A 20,397-nucleotide genomic window follows, 5' to 3' on the forward strand; every position below is an offset into this window, starting at 1 on the left:
TTTTCATGCTTTGATTAACGAATGTGTAACTGGATTTCGTTAATCAGTGAACTTCTGTTAAAAGGCTCACTTTACTCTGGGAGTACGGGGTAAAGTTTCTTTAATTTTATACGTGCCTCCTCAGTCGTGAACTGCCAGTTCATCTTAGCCTTGGACTCATTACGCTCGGTAACCCAGGCTTCGACTTCAGTATTTAGTGTTTCCTGATCGGGTATTCTTCGGTTTAAGCATTGCCTGCTCAAGATACTTAATTCAATTTCAGCCATATCCAACCAACTTCCGTGCTTTGGCGTGTAATGAAATTCTATTTTATTGATCAACCTACGAGCTTCTTCTGGTTCGAAGGCCTTATAAAATGAAGCCGGTGTATGAGTATTCAAGTTATCCTCAACTAATACAATTGTCTCAGCGTCCTTATAACGCCCGTCTACTAAGGCTTTTACTTGATGAGCCCAATCAATGGCCGTTCTGTGTTCAGTGACTTCAACATGTCGCCAGCCCGCTAAAGGCTCAAATATCATGAACAGGTTGCTGACACCGTTACGCTCATACTCTGTATCGTATCGCTCTGGATAACCTGAAACTAAGGGTAACGGATTGCGAACTTCTTTAACTTGTTGTTTGCTGGTTTCATCAAGGCATACTAAAGGACGCTTAGGATTGTAAGGAAGTTTATAGAGTTCTAATATATCTTCCATAGCACTCACGAAAGCAGCGTTTTCCTCTTTAGGTATACACCACTCTTCTTTAAGCCATGGTTTAAGTTCGTTTTTTTTAAAGCATAATGAACAGAAGTTCTTGATATGTTATCGATATATTTGAGTTCAATCATCTTGTCTCTAAGAAGATTTAATGTCCAACGGCAACGTCCTTCAGGAGGCGTAGAGCAGGCCAGTGCAATTAGGTGGGCTTCGGCTTCGCCATCCATTATGCGTCTGCGGCCTTGATGGCTGTGTTTGCTATTCACAGCGACTTCTAATCCTTCTTCGACAAACGCTTTCTAAGGCTCGTTACTGCAAGTGGTGAGATGTTTAGTGCTTTAGCAATCTGTTGATTGGTCAGTGGCGAATTATTCTCATCAATAGCAAGTAAAATTTGGGCGTGTCGTTTCTTATGTTGAGCAACACGTGGTTTCTTCTGCTTTATCAAAGCCTCAAGCATTGAACGTTCTTCATTACTCAAACGAACGTGGTATTTAACCCTCATAACAACTCCAGTGTTTCTTGTGTTCAGGAGTTGTTAGGATATAACCATTCGGTCATTATTTGTTCTTGAATGGACTACTAGGGTCTGTTGATCTTTCGTGATTGTTTTTGCAGCGATAAATTGGTTATTTTATGCAAGGCAGAGTTTGTGAGGTTTGGTTATTATCGACATACAAAACTGTCGTTACTTCGTTTCCAAATAAGAAAACGATAACACAGCACCTTTGATTTAGAAAGAGCGACCAATTTACGCTCTCTCTTTTTTCGATGCTTTTGAGCATTCACTGTTCTGTGTTGTGACCAGCTCACTTAGATGGCTAAGCATCACTGCTCACGCCCTGAACAGATAAATGCTCAAATAGCACAAAATTTAATCCTGAAAGATCAACAGACCCTAATTAAATGATCTACTCAGAGCGCTGTACGTGTTCAAAGTACAATACTTATCAAAGAACTTATCGACAGGTACTTATTACCGCGAATAAGCGCCCTGTTTAAACCGCAATTAATTCTCGCTGAAATCATGCACCTTCAGGTAACACGGGTATAATTACTGTAATTGGTATAAGTTAACTTTTTAGGGTATGTAAGCCACCATGCCCTTCCGATCGTTTGTGTTTTCGATGTTGTGCAATTGTGCCGTCAAGATTGTATTGATATGTCATTATCAATCGGTCGGTATAGTTATGTTGAGTTATGTTCAATAAAGTCTGCTTAAATTCTTCCCTACCTGTTATCCAACTATTATTTCCTTGCCATGAATTAATATGTTTTGTTCCGTTTTGAAATTTTGTATAGGTGGCCGCGAGCACTTCGCCATCTTCACATACGATAACATTACTCATTGCTGCGGTGAAAAGAGGCCTTCGATTAAACTCGATAAGCATGGTTCGCATCAGCTCCTTAAGAAATGTACCATTTGTTTTTTTACTGGAGTCTATGCCGCAGTTGCAGGAAGTGAGTGACACTTTTAAATCCCTTTCTTTGCTGATCCGCCAATGGCACAACAAAGACTCTAATTTTCTGGCGAATTCGCTCCCACTTAAACAGCAAAGATGGGGACCATGACCATGAATAACCACTTTATTTTGTGATACTTTGGATGGATTAGTGGCAGGTTTCAATTCGTTGAAGTTAATTCGATCCTGAGGTTGGTCTTTTTCTATTGCTGTAATTTGTGCATTGGGATTTTTTAATAAAAAACCGTTCGCTGAAGCGAAGCGTATCTTATCAGCAGTATCATCAACGAAAATGAAATGAGCTTGTTCATTTAATTTTTCTTCACCTTGTGTTAACGGGCATAAAGGTAATACTAGATTCCATACAAACCTCATGGATTGCTCGTCCAAATTGGCAGCCACAGCGATGCTAAAGTGCTTATATTGCTGCGCCGTTAAGCTAAAGTGTTGCTTAATTACCATAGAACGAGCTTGCTCTAGAGGCTGATAGAGGAAAGTTTTAGCAAGCCTGTCTATTTCAGTTAATGCTCGATGGAAAAAGCCGATCTCAATCAATATCTGCAACCCTGTTTTCCCATCGCTGCTCGTTGCACCAAATTGAAGCCCTGCTCTTGTTAATTTTTCTATTTGATAATCGCCGTCAACTCCTTTTAAAAAGTGATGCATAACATCCACAGAGACTTTTCTTACTCGGTTTTCACAAATATTATCCCATGCTTGTTTTCGTACACCTGCAATATCGAACCATGAATGACCTTTCAAAGTAGCCTGCTGGAGAACATCTTGAAACCCCTCATTAGCAGCAATGTGAAGTAAAGATTGGTTTTTATAATCTGTTTCTGTAGGAACCCCTTCAAACTTGAAAAAAATACGACATGCGTAGTTCAAAAAGCCCTTTGGAGCATAATAAGGAAATGTTCTCATTTTAGTGTCAAGCGCATTTACTTGGCATCCGGCATGGATTAAAAACATTGCAGCGTGATTAAATTCAGCCTGATCTGTAAATTCTCTTAACATACAAGTGTGTAGTAACGTGAACATACAATCATTTTGCACGTCTTTAAGTGCTGGAAAATTATTGAGTAAGTCTTTAACTAGCTCAAAGGGTGCATGTTTAGTTATCCAAAAAATGAGTAACGAATTGTCAAATATAGGCGCGATAAGATCATCAAAGGAAAGTTGAGGCATGAGTACGTTTAGACATTCAACTTTATTTAATTGGCAGCAGTCTGACCAAAATGTTGCTCGTTCTTGCTCGGTAAGCAAAGGGAACCATTGGCTAATGTCTTTCGTGTAATTATTGTCTCTTAACCAAGAAATATATTGTGGTAATGAAGACATTGGCTGATTTTTCTCGTAGTGACATGCTTTTTGAAAATGGCAACTGTTGAGTCGAGAATGAAGTTGTTCCCAATCGACATTAAGTTGGTAAGCGCTTAGTAATCCAAGTAAATCAAAACGAGCATATTCAGCAGCGTGACGAGCCGCGTCTTCAGGTATTGGCATTGTGTTTTCGATTGCATTTATTAACATGCCTTCAAAATCCCCAAAGCTTATTTTTGGGTACAGACTTTTGTTGGTAAATGGCTTAAATATATTGTTTTCAGGCTGGATAGATTGAGGTTTTATTTTTTCTACAGCTTTAGGGTGCTTTGATCGAATGGCTTGCTGAATTTTATGATGCTCTATTTTTATTTGTTCAGCTGGTTTTGATTGAGGTACAGCGGATGGGGTGTGAAGCTCAGCTGAGCTAATGTGATCAGAAAATCGGGTGATATAATTGGTAAGTTGCTCAATAATCAGGGGGGGTAATGCATTGTCAATTGCTAGCTCTAGTGGGAATTGACGCTCTCGGTTGGGAATATTTGGGTTTACTTTGAAGTCCAATAATGCCGTTATCGCTGCTTGTTGTTGATTTTTACAAGCGATATGTAATGGCGTCTCGCCATCTGCATTTTTTGCATTGATATCTACTCCCAAATCAACAAATTGCTTTAAGTACTTAATGTGCCCAGTGGCACAGGCAATATGAATGATATTACCCTTTGCCCATTGATGTGTTTTGTCATTTTTTAGGTAAGTTAATAAGGCTTTTGGGGAGTTTGATTCTAGCTGGCGAATGGCAATAGTTTCGAGGTGTAAATAAGGCGTCGCTTTAAGGGAAGTCAGCGGTTGTTGGCATGCTGTAGTATTAGTGACTCGTGGGAAACTCATGTAAACACGATTATTTAAACTAAATGATTTATGAATGCTACCGATTAACAGTCAATGATGGAATAAAAGTAAAATAAGATTAACTTCTGAGTAACCCGCATAACCCGCTAATCACATAGCAAATAATATCCTTGGTTGTCGAAATCGAAAAAATCAATTATTTGCATCTGGCCTTTTTTGGTATGGGCAAAATAAGAATGTTGGTTTGCTTCGGCGATAAAGGTCACCATGTGTGAATATTTTTTCCTGCTTAACTGACGAACTTTATCCACTAATTTTTCAAATATTCCTTGTCCACGATGGATACTGGCAATCCAAATTGGGCCATACTGGCAACTGTTGCTTTCGTTAAGGTTTACGCCATTAAAGCCAGTATTACTTAGCTGTTTTACTATGTGTTTATAAATAGAGAACTGAGTGAAGAAATGCCAAGAACCAGCGATAACATAACCAATAATTCTCGTGTCGATTTCAGCGACAACTATCCAACCCGTGTTTAATATTTTATTAAGATCATTAGCCGAGTAACTTTGTCCCGTCATGGTGGCTGAATCCCCATCTAATTCATCACTGAGGTGCTGGCGTTCAAGTTGAGCTATTTTTGGGATATCTTGGAGAGTTGCTTGGCGGATCAGCATTTAGTCATCATTAAGAAAATGGTACCTATTATTATCCTTGATATGAGTAAAATTGGGTAGGAAATTAATCTTTATTTTTTGTTGTTAGTTAAAATATATTTAATTTTAGTTTAATAAAGAAAAACGTTAAGTTTTACTCAAATTTATAATTTGAGACTTAATATGCAAGCTGCAGCGCTGACCGATGAATCTAGAGTTTATTTCTCTGAATGTTATATCATAGAAGTTTCTGAACAGAACGCTTTAGTCTACAAAAGCCATTATGAGTCAGCGACACCAAAATACACTTTTATTATAAGTGGACTGCCGGATAAACAATATGCTGTTAAATTAATTTCTGCCACATCACTTAATGGTGGTAGTTTATCGTTAATTATTAATAGGTTGCAAGATAGAAAGGCGGGCGAGGGGAAACTATTTTTAGCTAATAATTTGAAGAAGCGTTATAAAGTTGAATCCATTACCACAGCTGAAACCGATCTGGTTAAATCTTGGTTTCCTACAGCGTCTTTTACCACGTCTGAAGTAAATGAAAAATCTGCAGAGTTATTGATGAAAAAATTTGCCGGTTCTGAAACGAAGCTAAAAAGCAAAACCTCTTCTGAAAGAGATGCTCTGAGTGAGTTCTATGGTCCTGAAGTGACAAATATAATGATGCTGGAACTGTTTAAGCAATCTAAAGAGGGGGCGAGCAATCAAGCGGAATTAGTCGCTTATAATGGCTGTATAAGCACTTTAACCAGCTACTTTTTGGAACAAGTGCCTGAACGAGTGGATTCAATTGAAAATATTAGTAAAAAATTGGGTTTAGAGTTTTCAATTGAAGATGCTCAAAGATTAAGGTGGAAAGGCAATGAAGATAAGGTAAATTTTTTACAGTTATACGCGCGTACTCTTATGAAAGTGTTGGGTATTCTTGAACCTCACAATCAGGTTTTTTGCCGAGGGGTAAAAGATATTATCCAAAGCTTAAGTCTGCCTGCGGTAGAAGTTTGTTCAGGTAGAGGTTTGTTTACAGCGGCTCTAAAATCAGTTGGGCAAGAGGTCATAGAAACATCAGATCTTAAAGAGCAAACTCGACCTTGGAATGGGGTGCGTTTGATAAAAAAATCAGCAGAGGAAAGTGTCGCCGAGCATAAAACAGATGTTATTTTTTTAACCAGTCTGTTTGATATAAGTGTACTAAAAAAATTGATTGACTCTGGAGAGACATTTTTATTGTTTCAAACTGGAGAAAACTATGATGAAAGTTTAGGAAGATTTAAAAAAAGTATTCAGACAATAGGGTTAACTATCAAAGGGTACGCAGGGGCACATTCAAGTTTTGGTACTCGAATCGTCGGCGTTAATATGCCCAAAGAAAAGTTTTTATCTTATCAATCTAAAATTCCGAGTAAATATGTTATCAAAGATGATAAAACAACTACTAGTTAGGGTCTGTTGATCTTTTAGGATTAAATTTTGTGCTATTTGAGCATTTATCTGTTCAAGGCGTGAGCAGTGATGCTTAGCCATCTAAGTGAGCTGATCACAACACAGAACAGTGAATGCTCAAAAGCATCGAAAAAAGAGAGAGCGTAAATTGGTCGCTCTTTCTAAATCAAAGGTGCTGCGTTATCGTTTTCTTATTTGGAAACTGTCGTTATTACATTGCTACGTTAAGACAATTTTGCGTAGTAATTTGGACACATACAAGCTCCCGAAGGGCAAGGCTAAAGGATTCCATTACTGCGTTGCAAGTTTTTGAATTATCCCGACAAAAGCACGAAGTGCGTTGAACGCCAGCATTGTATGGCGGCCGTTAGGGTATATAGTACCTCAAACTTGTGCCTTGAACTGAAACCCTTTAGCTCTTGCTGAGTGGGAAGTTAATTACACCATTGATATCTTCTAACTACTCTTTCATTTGAACCTAGAAACATCAGTTGACTGCGTTCTCAAGCGTAGAGCGCTTCACTCATTGGGTGAAAGCCATGATGACAAAATCATCGTATTGCTCAAAAAGTTACTCGTATACTCAGCGTTCAACTGATGTTTAGGTTGAACTGACGCTATTTGCTTTTTTTCATTACTAGCTCAGCGGCTGTCATTAAGAGTTCTGGTTCAGCACGAACTCGGAAGTTAGGATTGACATATTGGAAATGGATTAAGCCTTTTTTATCGGCAACATAGATGGCAGGAACAGGCAGTACTAGACGTTTTTCACCATTTTCCATAGCGACAAATTTACTGATATAATCTGCTTTTTTAGCGAAACGTTCAGTGGTTCGTGCACTAGTGAAAAAAGCGACACCAAAGGCTTTTGATGCTTTTAAATCAGCATCAGATAATAATAAGTAATCAAGCTTATTCTTGGTCAATGAGGCTTTTAGTTGCTCAGGCGTGTCAGGTGATATGCCGACAATTTGAAAACCCATTTTAATCAACTTAGGCTGAATCGCTTGCAGTTGACCCATTTGGGCATTACAAAACGGGCACCATCCACCGCGATAAAAGAAAAAGATGGTTGGTTTCTTTTGGGTAAGCTCAGTAAGGTTATAGCTTTTACCATCGACTGAAGTCAGGTTTACACTCGGAATGTGATGACCGTTCAGTAGCGGCGCGACGTCGTTGTCACTTTGGGCAATCGGTTTTGCAAATAGGCTAAAGCAGGTCAATACGGCTGCAAATCCGAATAAAATGCGGCGTAGCATGGGCAGATCCTTTTATTATTAAAAATAGTGAGAATTTGATTAGATTCTTACAGACCTGCCTAATGCAAATTTTATTTCAATTTTTTTGCTTTATTGGTCGCATTTAATTTCACGCGGCGACCGGACATGCTTTTTTCAGCGACAATTTGCTCTCGTACATTATCGGTACGTTGTTTGTTTTTGGCAAAACTACGGCGTTTTTGAAGCTGTTTTAGTAGTAAGTCACGGTTGCTGACTTCGTAACCCGGTACTTCGATTCGACGGATTTTCTGGCCGATTAACTTTTCAATATCTTTTAAAGTACGCTCTTCTTCACGGCTAACCAGTGAAATGGCGACACCTGATTTCCCCGCGCGTCCAGTACGGCCAATACGGTGTACATAATCTTCAGCAAGGAAAGGTAAATCGTAGTTAACTACATATTCAAGATCTTGGATATCCAGACCTCGTGCCGCAATTTCTGTCGATACCAATACTTTGATTTTGCCTTCCATGAACTCACGAAGTGCACGGCGGCGGTTACCTTGGTTTTTGTCACCATGTACTACTTTTGAAGGGATCCCATCAAGATTTAATTCTTTATTTAAGCGGTCGGCATCTTCACGAGTGGCACTGAATACCAGCACTTGTTTCCAGTTTTTCTTACCGATTAATTCAGACAACAGTTCGCGTTTACGGCGTTGTTCAACAGGGTAAACCACTTGGCTAATGGTATCTGCGGTGGTGTTTTGCTTATCGACGCTTACCACCTGAGGTTTGTTCATCATCTCATTAGCCAGACGATTTACTGCACTTGAGAAGGTCGCAGAAAATAACATGCTTTGTTTTTGTTTATTGGTGGCTTGCAATATCTTCTGGATATCGGTGCTAAATCCCATGTCTAACATGCGATCAGCTTCATCTAAAACCAAAAACTCGATGTTCGAAAGACTTAAGCTGCCGGCGATAAGATGTTCTAGCAGCCGACCAGGTGTGGCGACAACGATATCAACCCCAGCTCGAAGTTTTTCTGCTTGTGGCGCGACTTTAGTGCCACCATAAATCGATATTACGGAATAGTTTAAATACTTAGAATAAGCCTTAATGTTGTCGGCAACTTGAGAAGCAAGCTCACGGGTTGGGGCTAAAACTAATGCTCGAGTATTCGCCGCAGCTGTGGTTACGGGCTTATTTGCCATTTTATGTAAAATAGGTAACGCAAAAGCCGCTGTTTTACCTGTGCCCGTTTGCGCACTGGCAATCACATCATTACCACGACGGATCACAGGAATCGCTTTTTGCTGCACAGGGGTCATGGTTTTGTAACCACAGTCACTAATGGCTTGCATTATCTCGGTTGGAAAATTAAACGACTCAAAATTCATAACTGTAATCCTGTGAGTACTCAGCACCTTTATAATGTGAAGAGTATATAAAAAACGACCGACTATTCAGACAGTAGAATAATCGGTCGCGGAGTATACCAAACTCTCAGCAGGCTTACACTTAATCACAATATTTAATAACCTGAGCTTTGGTTAAATAAGGACTAAATGGTCGCCGTTGCTTGCTGTAGCCATGCTAGATCTTCGCCAGTAAGACTTGGGCTTAATGCATCTTCAACTTGCTTGTGATATTGATTTAACCATTGAATCTCAGTCTCTGTCATTAAGCTAATATCCAACAAACGAGCATCAATTGGAGCTAGGGTGAGCGCTTCAAATTTGAGGGTTTCACGTTCAGGCTGAAACAGTGTCGTGCAACGAGTAACGGCCACTAAGTTTTCGATACGAATACCAAATTCATTGGCGCGGTAATAACCGGGCTCGTTTGAAATCACCATTCCTTCAAGTAAAGGTACAGCATTACTGTTTTTTCCGACTCGTTGGGGGCCTTCATGAACGCTCAAATAGTGGCCAACACCGTGGCCTGTACCGTGATCATAGTCATAACCATATTGCCATAAATATTGACGAGCCAAAGGATCAAGTTGTTGACCAGTAGTGCCTTTTGGAAATTTAGCTGAGTCTAACGCAATATGACCTTTAAGGACTAAAGTAAACATTTGCTTTTGCTCTGCGGTCACTTTACCAATGGCCACCGTCCGAGTGATGTCGGTGGTGCCATCAAGGTATTGCGCGCCAGAGTCAACGAGATAAAGGCTATTCATTGGCATGACGGCAGGAGTGCCATTATTGTGATTGTAATGACACATTGCGGCATTGCCACCGACTGCCGAGATGGTGTCGAAACTCGGTTGTTGATAAAGCGGATCGTGCTTACGGAAACTTTCCAGTTTCTCGGCCAGCTGACCTTCATCATAAAGCCGATTTTGCTGGACTTCTTTATCTAACCAAGCAAGAAACCTGCTCACAGCGAGACCGTCGCGAACATGGCAGTCTCTGAATCCGTTTAGCTCAGTAGAATTTTTTTGCGCTTTTAGTAATGCAATGGGATCATCGCCTGCAATTAACACGGCATTATTCTTTTGGGCGGTGAGCTGGATCCATGCGTTTGAAGCGGTTGGATCGGCTAATAATTTTTTTCCAACTAATTGAGCGAGGTGATTAGCTAATTCGGTGTCCGCGAAAAAGGTAACGCCTTGACCCACATGTTGCTCGATGTTGTCTGGGAGCTTATTTAAATCAACAAACAGTTTTACGCGTCCTTGTGTGTCGATTAATGCTGTAGACAGTACAACAGGCAAACGTGGAACGTCAGCACCACGAATGTTCAGTAACCAACAAATTGAGTCGAGCGCAGTAACCAGTGCGAGGTCGGCACCTGGCTGTTTCACTTTTTCGGCAATGAGGTTGCGTTTATCTTGGCTTGTTTGTCCGGCGCGGTCATCACTGAAGAGTACAATTGGAGAAGTTGGTGCCATCGGGCGAGATTGCCAGCATACATCAACAGGGTTATTGTTGATTGAAACTAGCGTAATCTCAGCTTTTGTCAGCTCTGCTTCTGCATTTTTAAACCATTCATAAGTGTGCAACTTAGCGTCGACACCCACCCGACTGCCAGCTTTTAATTTTTTTACGAGGTAACTGATCTGTGGTGTGTCGTATAAACTTTCAAAATCGAACTGATCAGCATCGACCTGTTGACGCACTTGTACGGTATAGCGGCCATCAGTAAAAATTGCGGCTGAGTGCTTGAGTATGATGGCGGCACCTGCCGAGCCAGTAAAATCAGTGGCCCATAATAAGCGTTCATTATGAGCAGGAACATATTCACCTAAATACTCATCAGCACGAGGTATGATGAATGCGTCTAATTTTTGGCTGCGCATTTCGTTACGAACACTGTGTAAACGTTCATTGATGGAGATAGGTGTAACTGACATGGTGGCTCCAATGAAGATAGGGTAAAAGATCATTATGTTTCGATTATCGCAACTGCTTTGCAATGAATGCAAGTAGGTATTTAGTGACTTAGTTGGATAAATTGTATATTTTATTCTTAAATTGCAGGTTAAGGAAAATAATAATGACTATTGGAATCGGTGGTTCAACCGCAGAAGTCGAGTTAGCCAAGCTTCGAAATATGACTCAACACTTGACTCGAAACTTAGTGCCTATCGGTCTTAATGAGCATCAACAGCGGATCAAAAAAGCGCAACGGTTGATGAAAGCCAATCAACTTGATGCTATCTATCTCAATGCAGGTACTAATTTATATTATTTTACAGGCACACAGTGGTATACCAGTGAACGAATGGTAGCCGCTATTTTACCGGCAGAAGGTGAACTGGTTTATATTGCGCCTGCATTTGAGCTGGGTACCTTGCAAGATTATATGTCTGTGAAAGCCGAAGTCGCGACATGGCATGAAGACGAAAGCCCGTACGAGCTCTGCGCACAAGTTTTGTCAAAGATGGGCATTACTAAAGGTAAAATAGGCATTGATGAATCTACGTCATTCTTTTTGTTTGATGGGTTACGTCAGGTGTGTCCTGACATCAATTTTGTCGATGCTAAGCCAATTACGGCTGGTTGCCGCGCTGTGAAATCAGAGGCAGAGCTTTCCATTTTACAATGCGCAAAAGATATGACGCTTGAAGTGCATAAAGCCGTAGGACGAATACTTCGAACAGGTATTACTACGGCAGAAGTTGAGAGCTTTATCAATGAAGCACATAAAGCTGTTGGAGCGTCATCAGGCTCGTACTTTTGTATTGTGTTGTTTGGCGAAGACAGTGCCTTTCCTCATGGCGTAAAAACACCGAAAACGTTAGATGAAAATGAAATTGTATTAATTGATACAGGTTGTGAATTATTCGGTTATCACTCAGATATTACCAGAACATATGTGTTTGGTGAGCCTAATGATCGCCAACGACAACTGTGGCAAGTCGAGCAAGATTCACAACTTGCAGGTTTTGAAGCGGCTCAGCTTGGGCAAACTTGTGCCAGTGTTGATAGGGCGGCTCGAGATGTTATTGTTGCAGCAGGTTTTGGCCCTGAATACGAATTGCCGGGGCTGCCGCATCGTACGGGTCATGGTATTGGGCTTGATATTCATGAATGGCCATACCTAGTTGCGAGTGATTCTACGGTGTTAGACGTTGGAATGTGCTTTAGTAATGAACCTATGTTGTGTGTGCAAGGAGAGCTTGGTGTCAGACATGAAGATCATTTTTACATGACTGAAACTGGGCCTAAGTGGTTTACAGAACCCGCACATTCGATTGACGATCCTTTTGGTTATGAAAAATAGGGTTAAAAAGAGCCGCTTAAGCGGCTCTTTTATCCTAAATAAATCGGTTGGGAGCGTTCATATACGCAGAAAAAATTACTGATAGCAAGGCATGAATAGCAGCAAGTAGTGGTTACCGACATACAAAACTGTCGTTACTTCGTTTCTATTTGCAAAATTTATAACGCAGCTAGCGGTGGTTTTGGCAAGTATATGAATGTTCAGCACTCACCTGATGGGTGAATTTGGGTTGTTTAGTTTTGTATTTAACTTCAATAGATTAAAGCTAAATTGTGCGTTCAACCGATTTATTTAGGTTTATGGTTGGAGAGGTGTTATACCAATTACAGTAATTAATCTCTCACTCAGCAAGAGCTAAAGGGTTTCAGTGCAAGGCACAAGCTCGAAGTACTATATACCCTACGGCCGCCATACGAAACTGGCGTTCAACGCACTTGTGCTTTTGTCGGGATAATTCAAGTGCTTGTAACACAGTAATGGAACCCTTTAGCCTTGCCCTTCGGGAGCTTGTATGTGCTCACTTTGGTTTATAAAGAATACTTCTCAAAATTGTCTTGACGTAGCAATGTAATAACGACAGCTGTGTATGTCGGTAATAACTATGCCTTCATCAATTTCGATTGCACTTTGAGCACATATATAGCTCTGAGTTGAGCATTTAATTACTGTAATTGGTATTAATCTTCGTTGATCCCCAATAATTCAACCTCAAAAATCAACACTGAATTGCCTTCAAACTTACCAACACTGCGTTTGCCGTAAGCTAATTCACTCGGAATGAAGAATTTAAATTTATCGCCAACGACCATGAGCTGTAACCCCTCAGTCCAGCCTTTAATCACACCATTAAGTGGAAATGAAATCGGCTCACCCCGATCGACTGAGCTGTCAAATACAGTACCATCAATCAATGTTCCATGATAATGCACTTTAACTTTATCGCTTGCTTTAGGATGCACGCCCCCTTCCGCTTTTAACAGTATTTTATACTGCAAGCCTGAGTCAGTAGTAAACACGTCTTCTTCAGTTTTATTCATAGCCAGAAACTCTTGTCCTTTGACTAAGTTCTCTGCAGCGGCTTTGCTGTTATTCGATTGAGTGAAAAAATAAAAAATGGCACAAGCAATAACAACAATGGCTAGCAATACTTTCATGATCATGGAGTCCTCTTGAGTAGTTTTAACTCATGGTAGCAATTTTATTTTGTTACTGGCTACAGCGAATCAACGCCAAAGTTTCATTAATGATTATTAACTAAAAACTTTTTCTTTTTCGGTCATTATTCTTGTGGGGGAAACAGTGAAACATTTCCTTTGGAATTGCTTAAGATGAAAGGGCTACTCACCTATTTCCCATTATCCTAAATAAATGGTTGGGAGCGTTCATATACGAAGAAAAAAGTACTGATAGCAAGGCATGAATAGCAGCAAGTAGTGGTTACTGACATACAAAACTGTCGTTATTTCGTTTCTACTTGCAAAATGTATAACGCAGCTAGCGGTGATTTTGGCAAGTATATGAATGTTCAGCACTCACCTTATGGGTGAATTCGGGTTGTTTAATTGTGTATTTAACTTCAAAGGTTAAAGCTAAATTGTGCGTTCAACCGATTTATTTAGGATTCTGATATTTGTTGATGTTAAACCTTGAATTGTAAATGCGGTCGATGAGGGAGTCGTAATGATTAGTGAAACAAGACCAAAAGATATAGCTCCAGTTGCTTTTGACGACCTTTCGTTAGAAAGCCAGATTGAAGCTGAACATCATGAACTGATCGAAAAGCTTAATAAATACACATGTAGCGATAAAGAAGTCGTAAAAGAATTTATTGAATTGATTAATAAAGATATTAATTACAACAAGACTTGTAGTAGGAGTAGCCATTATTTAGAGCTATTTAAAGTTCTGATCACGGAATTGTCGAAACCAATCAAGAAAAATTTTTATGTTCAAATGGCGGTGATTTACAGTGATGAAGGTCCAGTATGGGAAGTCAGAACGCTCATGACTAATTGTGACGAGGGTCATGTTATTGCCCAATTAGTGAGTCCTCTGGAAGGGGGAATTGGAGTGGGAACCGACGAGTTTAGTCGTTGCCGTGAATTAGTGAGTGAAATAAATAAAATCACTAAAACTCCGGGCGTCGATAGGCCTGTAGCACAATTATTAAGAAGTGTAACCCCTAAAATAACATGGGAAGCTACTGAAAAAATTCAATCAGAACCAGCGGGAACCAGACTAATCTCTCAATTAAGTGATACACAGAGCAAACCTTCGAAAGTTGCCAAAGCCGCAGAGTTTGATTTAGAGCTTGTAGATGGTGTTGGACAAATCACTTATTTTGAGAACAAAAGCACTGTCTTTTTGCGAGAGAAGAATGCATCAGGAAATACGATTGCTTTAGTGGATACCATTATTGAGACTCCTGGAATTTATAATTTTTCATTTATTATTGAAAATGATCAAGGGGCAAGTTGTTGTTTGGGGATCATGCCAAAGCCAACGGCTGGAAAAAGCAACCTTAAGCCAATTACTAGAATGGAAGAAAGTTTGTGTATGTCTAAGCAGCTTTCCTTAATACGTTCATATTGTGGGGAAATTTGGACGCATGGCCGTAAAGATAGAACACGAAATGTAGAAGAATTTTGGGCTATATCTACATTAGTAGAGATGAAAGTTGTGGTGAAAGAAGATAAAAAAGCGGATGTGTATTTTACCAATAACGGTGAAGCTCAACTTAATGGTCAAGCTGTCTTTTCAAATGAAAAAGTACCGTTGCAAGCGTTCGTGGGCTTTTATGCGGCTATGGCTAAGCGAGTGAACTTAATTCATAGCGATTATGAACCCAAAACAGATCTTCATCCGTCAAAAGTGGTAAAACCGGAAAAAATGCCAAGCTCTGAGAGTAAAGCGCTTATGCCTAGTGCTCAACCTAAACCTAGTGCCAGTTCTTTGCGTTGCATAATTCCAGAATTAACATCTAAGGCTATGGATAAAGTTGAAGATATACAATTTTCTGCCAAATTGGCATTAGGTTCGGCAAAGGTTCTACATTTTAGTGGAAAAACTAAGCTGGTGAGGGAGTCAGTAGATGAAAATATTGGCATTGGTTTTTTAAACTGTGTGTGTAGCAAAAAAGGATATTATCAGTTTACGTTTTCAGTGAAGGACAAGAATAATGGTACCTGCATTGGTTTTTGTACACAAAAGGATCAACAAGATATCAAGAAAAATTTTAGTACAATAAATACTGAAAGTTTATTTGATTCTACTTGGTCTGTACTATTTAGGTTGTCTGATGGGCGTTTGTTCGATAGGGGAGATAGCTGCAATATCGATGGATTGCTTATCACAGATATTGAAAGCACAAATTTTGCGTTCGAACTTATAGTGAATGAACAAGGAAACACTCAAATTACGGCATTGATAACGCCTGAAACAGGCGACTTAAGAAGTTACCCATTGGTCGATTTTTCTGATGCCGTTATTCCTTTTGTGGCGTTTTTTGGCAAAGGAAACCAAGCTGTAGAGTTAAAAGAGCTACCGAGTTACTTCGCAGATGAGGTGTGAACCTTTTGACTAGTCTTTGGTTGGGTTTTGCACTTTCAAGCTTCACGAGTCCAGAAAGCGGTATTCAAGAGTAATGCAGTGGCTATTTTCACTTAACGCAGGCTGTGTTAACTTAAAATGTAATCCAAATGTTATTATAGGTTTCCAGATATTACATGCTTTCTAGATTGAAACTCAGATCTCCTTTGCCAGATGATGTAGAAATCTTATATCAACAACAAGCTGATCCAGCTGCACATCAAATGGCACGCTTTGAACCCCGTGACGTCATTACGTTTTATCAACACTGGCATGATATTACTCATAACCCTGAAATCACAGTATTAGTGATAGAACATGATAACAAAGTTATTGGTGATCTTGTGTGTTGGACTGAAGAAGGGCAACGAATAGTCGGCTATTGGCTTGGACAAGAATACTGGGGGCAGGGATTTGCTTCTCAAGCCTTGTCGTTATTCACAGAGCAGCTAGAACATCCCTTGCATGCATACGTGCATCAGGCTAATTTACCATCACAACGTGTGCTGGAAAAGTGCGGTTTTATTCCTTGCGGACAATTTAGTGTCGATGATGGTATCGAATTACTTTTCCGCTTAGATTAAACCGCCCCAAATAACAATAAAAGAGGTTAGTTATGTCGGAGCTACATCACCCATTAACGGATTTTGTCGAATACCCTGAATCGGAAATGCTGATCCGAGCGAAAGCAAATTATCAAGCGATAAAACGCCGCCATTCTATTCGTAATTTTTCAGATCGTGCGGTTCCGCAAGAAATTATTGAGCAATGCATTTTAGCGGCAGGCACAGCACCCAATGGTGCCAATCACCAACCTTGGCATTTTGTTGCTATTAATAGTGCTGAAGTAAAGTCGCAAATTCGTGAACAGGCTGAAGCGATTGAACGTGGATTTTATGAGGGGCGAGCAGGCGAAGAGTGGTTGGATGCTTTGAAGCCTCTGGGTACAAACGCCAATAAGTCATATTTAGAAACGGCCCCTTGGTTAATTGCGATTTTTACACAAAAGCGCTCAGAAGCAGAAGAAGGTGAGAAGAACAATTATTATGTCCATGAGTCGGCTGGTATTGCGACTGGATTTTTGATCCAAGCGTTGCATGAAGCTGGTTTAGGTACACTTACTCATACGCCAAAACCTATGAGCTTTTTAACGAAAGTGTGTCAACGCAACTCAGATAACGAAAGGCCTTATATGTTGCTGGTGGTCGGTTATCCCGCAAAAGAAGCGACGATTCCAGATCATGCTATTCACAAAAAGCCGCTTGAAGAGATACTTACAATATTATGATATTTAACTTGAGCAATGTTTACGCAAAGCTCAGGTTATTTATACCCGTGTTATCTGAAAATGCCCTGAAAGTTGCACCTTTAAGTATCACGGGTACTGACAGCTTTTATTGAAGGAGTTTCACCGAGGCTCCTGATCAACCCCATACTAAACCATGCTTGCAGCGCACCAAGTACTTCAGTTGTCGCTTGCTGTTCATCAAAGTATACCAACATCACATCACACTGAGCTGCTATCGTAGCACCATCAATAAAACCACGAATGAGGTCAAACTGATGAGGTGATAAGGAAATAAACTCAGTGAGCCGAGTGTGGCCGCGCCATAATAACCAGTGTCTTTGATTGTCAATATCAACATCTGGCGGTGTTTCTTCCGCTTTCACAGCTTGCCAAATTTCTACCGCATTACTGTGGCAACTAAACAGCTGCACGCTGGGATGAAATCGAAGTTGGGTTTGAGGCCAATACTCCGCGGGTAGGCTTTGTAATTCTTCAAAAGTAGCACGCTCAGCGTCTTGCGCATCAAAGGCATTCAGTAGTCGACGTTCAAAAGTTGCAATGTCAGCAATTTGTGGGAATTCGTTAAAAGGTGCTGTATTAGTTAAGAATGCTGGTAAGGCATCACAGAATTGTCTGAGTGAACGAAAATGTGATGGCTGCGATGTCACATATTCTTGAACCATTTTTTCAAACAACTCATCGCCAAGATAATGAGCAAGGGTGTCATGATCGGTTTCTATGGTTGATCGTAATCGAGCGAAATAGCCGTTTGAGTATATTTGCAAGCGTGTTTCTGGACTAATACCAGACTGCTGAGCAACTTGAGTGTAAAAAGGGTGATCTTTTGCGTCTACTTCATTGGCACTTGCACGCATAATGTAATCAAAAAAACTATCTTGCAGGGCTTTTAGATTACTCATTAAGCCACTCCTACTACGTTCTTGCTACTAAAAACGTCTTCTGAAATTGCTCGAGCTTGGTTAAGTTCGTTGATAAGCGTTGTGAGATCAGGAATATTGTCGTCACGTTCAATCATGGTGCTGACATTACCAAATCGGTTCAATGCGTGGCGGTATAGTTCCCACACACTAGGCGGTACATCGTGATCGTGAGTATCGATAATGTAATCACCAAAATCACTGTGTCCAGCAAGGTGAAACTGTTGAACTCGACGAGGATCAATATTATTTACGTAGTCTAGACTATTGAAGTCGTGGTTACGGCTGCTGACATAGATATTATTGATGTCTAATAATATCAAGCAATCGGCGGCCTCAGAGACTTGAGTTAAAAACTCCCACTCAGTCATGGTTGAATCTTTGTAGGATAAATAGCTAGAAACATTTTCTATCAGAATGCGTTGCCCAAGAAAATCTTGGACTTGCTGAATGCGTTGTGCCACGTGGTTTATTGTTTCTTCCGTGTAAGGAAGTGGCAATAAATCATGACTGTTTACCCCATGAATCGAAGTCCAACAAATGTGATCGGATATCCATTTGGGTTTAACGTCATTAACCAGTTTTTTGAGCGACTTGAGATAATCCATATCAAGAGGATCGGTGCTACCAATCGACATAGAAACCCCGTGCATGACTAACGGGTACCTTTCACGGATTGCATCAAGATAGTAGCGAGGTTTACCGCCAGCCACCATATAGTTTTCTGACAGAATTTCGAACCAATCAACGTCAGGAGATTGATTAAGAATATCTTCGAAGTGTGGTGTTCTTAGACCCAGTCCAAAACCAAGTGGGTCATGTGTAATTATACTATCTGTTTGAATTGTCATGAGATGCTATCGCGTAATCAGTAATCTAACAAAAGAAAATAAGTGTAACTAACTTGAGCTGTGCATAAGTAAACTTCTACAGCACAGCTATTTATTTATGCGAATTTCAGCGTTGTAGTTGTTTAAAACAGCACGCTATTTCTTAACAACTACGCCTTGAACTTCAAATAACTATCTGCACTGTAGATAGTATTTTGAGTATTTTTCAATCATACTCTTACTAGCACTAGGTTTCGTTACGTAAAGCTTAGGTTAACTTAAATAATGATTAGGCTGGTTGATATCTATCAAACCAGCCTTAGATTAAACGACTTAACGTTATTAACCTTTTTTACCGCCGATATCAGCACAAGCTTTTACTGGAGTCAGTACGAAACCAGTGCCTTTACAGCTTGCATGACCCGCACAGGCATTCTTGTCTGTTTTACAGTCATTATGACCTTTACATACGTTCACACCTAGACAATGAACAAGCTCAGACTTAGCAACTTTACCCATCCATTCATCGCTTACTTTACCACCAACGTCTTTACAGCTCTTAGATGGCATAGCAACGAAACCAGTACCTTTACAGCTCGCGTGTCCGCCGCAAGCATTTTTGTCTGTTTTACAATCATTATGACCTTTACAGACATTTACACCGTAACAATGAACTAAATCAGTGCTTGAGCCAGCAGGCCCCAGCAGGTGCGGCTTGAGCTGCAGTGCTCATACCCGCCATTGACATCGCTAGTGCTGCACCAGTTAGTGCGGTTTGTGTTTTTCTATTCATTTCAGATTCCTTACCTTATTCTTGTAGAAAGAGTACGGATTGGTTGTTTGGAAACAAAGCTTGTCAGTGAAGCGGTTTATGGTGCATGGTCTTACAAACGCTTTGTTACCAGAACAACTTGGCTAAGCCTATCCATGTTCGCGAGAATAGACCAGCAAAGAGTAGTAGATATTTCAGACTAACGAAAAAAAATTTTTTAATACAATTGGATACTTGTTAGAAATTAATTTTTGAAGACGATTAGCTATTAAAGTAACGAAAAAATGTCATAACAGTTATGTTTGTTTAATAATTGCTGGTGTTGGTTGTCTTTATTTGTCACTGTTTTTTTATTTGTTTGTTTTTTTAATGAATGTAATTGTATTAATTACGCCTTTGTTGTTTCCAAATGTTATTTATTAATATAAGTGTTTTTTATTTCTTATACATTGATGAAACTTACTTTACTCATGAGGTTATGATTCTGTGTAGGCTTTATAGTCCGTCACACCCATTTTCGTGGGCAATGACGAAATTAACACATGGAGTTGGGCGTATCACTCGTGTGATTGCC

The 20,397-nt window shown here is 40.0% G+C and carries 13 protein-coding genes and 2 pseudogenes; 5 read left to right on the top strand and 10 right to left on the bottom strand.

The window, feature by feature from the left end:
- Window positions 1–71 precede the first annotated feature (71 nt).
- The 3 genes and pseudogenes from E2I05_RS04150 to E2I05_RS04160 all read right to left on the bottom strand — a co-directional run bounded on the left by E2I05_RS04150 (window position 72) and on the right by E2I05_RS04160 (window position 5,016).
- A pseudogene (locus E2I05_RS04150) lies at window positions 72–1,206 on the bottom strand (IS630 family transposase).
- Window positions 1,207–1,774: 568 nt separating this feature from the next.
- Window positions 1,775–4,378: an ankyrin repeat domain-containing protein gene (locus tag E2I05_RS04155; RefSeq protein WP_121853054.1), complete on the bottom strand. Its 2,604-nt coding sequence runs from the start codon at window positions 4,376–4,378 to the stop codon at window positions 1,775–1,777.
- A 107-nt stretch (window positions 4,379–4,485) separates the two neighbouring features.
- The gene (locus E2I05_RS04160) at window positions 4,486–5,016 is read right to left on the bottom strand and encodes a GNAT family N-acetyltransferase (protein ID WP_121853053.1); all 531 of its coding nucleotides are present in this window, start codon (window positions 5,014–5,016) and stop codon (window positions 4,486–4,488) included.
- Window positions 5,017–5,178: 162 nt separating this feature from the next.
- Here E2I05_RS04160 and E2I05_RS04165 point away from each other — a divergent pair, with 162 nt between their 5' ends.
- On the top strand, window positions 5,179–6,450 hold the full coding sequence (locus tag E2I05_RS04165; protein WP_121853052.1) for a hypothetical protein: 1,272 nt from the start codon (window positions 5,179–5,181) through the stop codon (window positions 6,448–6,450).
- 617 nt (window positions 6,451–7,067) lie between these two features.
- Here the strand turns inward: E2I05_RS04165 and E2I05_RS04170 are convergent.
- The 3 genes from E2I05_RS04170 to E2I05_RS04180 all read right to left on the bottom strand — a co-directional run bounded on the left by E2I05_RS04170 (window position 7,068) and on the right by E2I05_RS04180 (window position 11,034).
- The gene (locus E2I05_RS04170) at window positions 7,068–7,709 is read right to left on the bottom strand and encodes a peroxiredoxin-like family protein (RefSeq protein WP_121853051.1); all 642 of its coding nucleotides are present in this window, start codon (window positions 7,707–7,709) and stop codon (window positions 7,068–7,070) included.
- Window positions 7,710–7,780: 71 nt separating this feature from the next.
- A complete protein-coding gene (locus tag E2I05_RS04175; protein WP_121853050.1) occupies window positions 7,781–9,073 on the bottom strand; it encodes a DEAD/DEAH box helicase in 1,293 nt (430 codons plus the stop codon).
- Between the two features lie 164 nt (window positions 9,074–9,237).
- Window positions 9,238–11,034, bottom strand: a complete 1,797-nt coding sequence (locus E2I05_RS04180) for an aminopeptidase P family protein (protein ID WP_121853049.1) — start codon at window positions 11,032–11,034, stop codon at window positions 9,238–9,240.
- A 143-nt stretch (window positions 11,035–11,177) separates the two neighbouring features.
- Between E2I05_RS04180 and E2I05_RS04185 the strand changes: the two genes are divergently transcribed.
- Window positions 11,178–12,407 (top strand): M24 family metallopeptidase, encoded by a 1,230-nt coding sequence (locus tag E2I05_RS04185; RefSeq protein ID WP_121853048.1) that lies wholly within the window; start codon window positions 11,178–11,180, stop codon window positions 12,405–12,407.
- 677 nt (window positions 12,408–13,084) lie between these two features.
- On the opposite strand, the gene bamJ is transcribed toward E2I05_RS04185, so the two are convergent.
- Window positions 13,085–13,561 carry a BamJ family beta-barrel-assembly machinery protein gene (gene bamJ / locus E2I05_RS04190; protein WP_121853055.1) on the bottom strand — a complete coding sequence of 159 codons (477 nt, stop codon included), beginning with the start codon at window positions 13,559–13,561 and terminating at the stop codon, window positions 13,085–13,087.
- A gap of 526 nt (window positions 13,562–14,087) precedes the next feature.
- On the opposite strand from bamJ, the gene E2I05_RS04195 reads away from it, so the two are divergent.
- The 3 genes from E2I05_RS04195 to E2I05_RS04205 all read left to right on the top strand — a co-directional run bounded on the left by E2I05_RS04195 (window position 14,088) and on the right by E2I05_RS04205 (window position 17,283).
- The gene (locus E2I05_RS04195) at window positions 14,088–15,977 is read left to right on the top strand and encodes a hypothetical protein (RefSeq protein ID WP_121853047.1); all 1,890 of its coding nucleotides are present in this window, start codon (window positions 14,088–14,090) and stop codon (window positions 15,975–15,977) included.
- Between the two features lie 167 nt (window positions 15,978–16,144).
- Window positions 16,145–16,579: a GNAT family N-acetyltransferase gene (locus tag E2I05_RS04200; protein WP_170179612.1), complete on the top strand. Its 435-nt coding sequence runs from the start codon at window positions 16,145–16,147 to the stop codon at window positions 16,577–16,579.
- Window positions 16,580–16,611: 32 nt separating this feature from the next.
- Window positions 16,612–17,283, top strand: coding sequence for a nitroreductase family protein (locus E2I05_RS04205; protein ID WP_121853045.1), 672 nt, complete (start codon window positions 16,612–16,614; stop codon window positions 17,281–17,283).
- An 80-nt stretch (window positions 17,284–17,363) separates the two neighbouring features.
- Here E2I05_RS04205 and E2I05_RS04210 read toward each other — a convergent pair whose 3' ends face one another.
- The 3 genes and pseudogenes from E2I05_RS04210 to bufA2 form a co-directional block, all read right to left on the bottom strand.
- On the bottom strand, window positions 17,364–18,203 hold the full coding sequence (locus tag E2I05_RS04210; RefSeq protein WP_121853044.1) for an HvfC/BufC N-terminal domain-containing protein: 840 nt from the start codon (window positions 18,201–18,203) through the stop codon (window positions 17,364–17,366).
- Window positions 18,203–19,072, bottom strand: a complete 870-nt coding sequence (gene bufB, locus E2I05_RS04215; RefSeq protein WP_121853043.1) for an MNIO family bufferin maturase — start codon at window positions 19,070–19,072, stop codon at window positions 18,203–18,205. The genes E2I05_RS04210 and bufB overlap by 1 nt, the downstream gene beginning before the upstream one ends.
- A gap of 321 nt (window positions 19,073–19,393) precedes the next feature.
- A pseudogene (gene bufA2, locus E2I05_RS04220) lies at window positions 19,394–19,844 on the bottom strand (BufA2 family periplasmic bufferin-type metallophore).
- Window positions 19,845–20,397: the final 553 nt, after the last annotated feature.

The organism is Parashewanella spongiae, assembly GCF_004358345.1.
In the GTDB taxonomy this organism is placed as follows: domain Bacteria; phylum Pseudomonadota; class Gammaproteobacteria; order Enterobacterales; family Shewanellaceae; genus Parashewanella; species Parashewanella spongiae.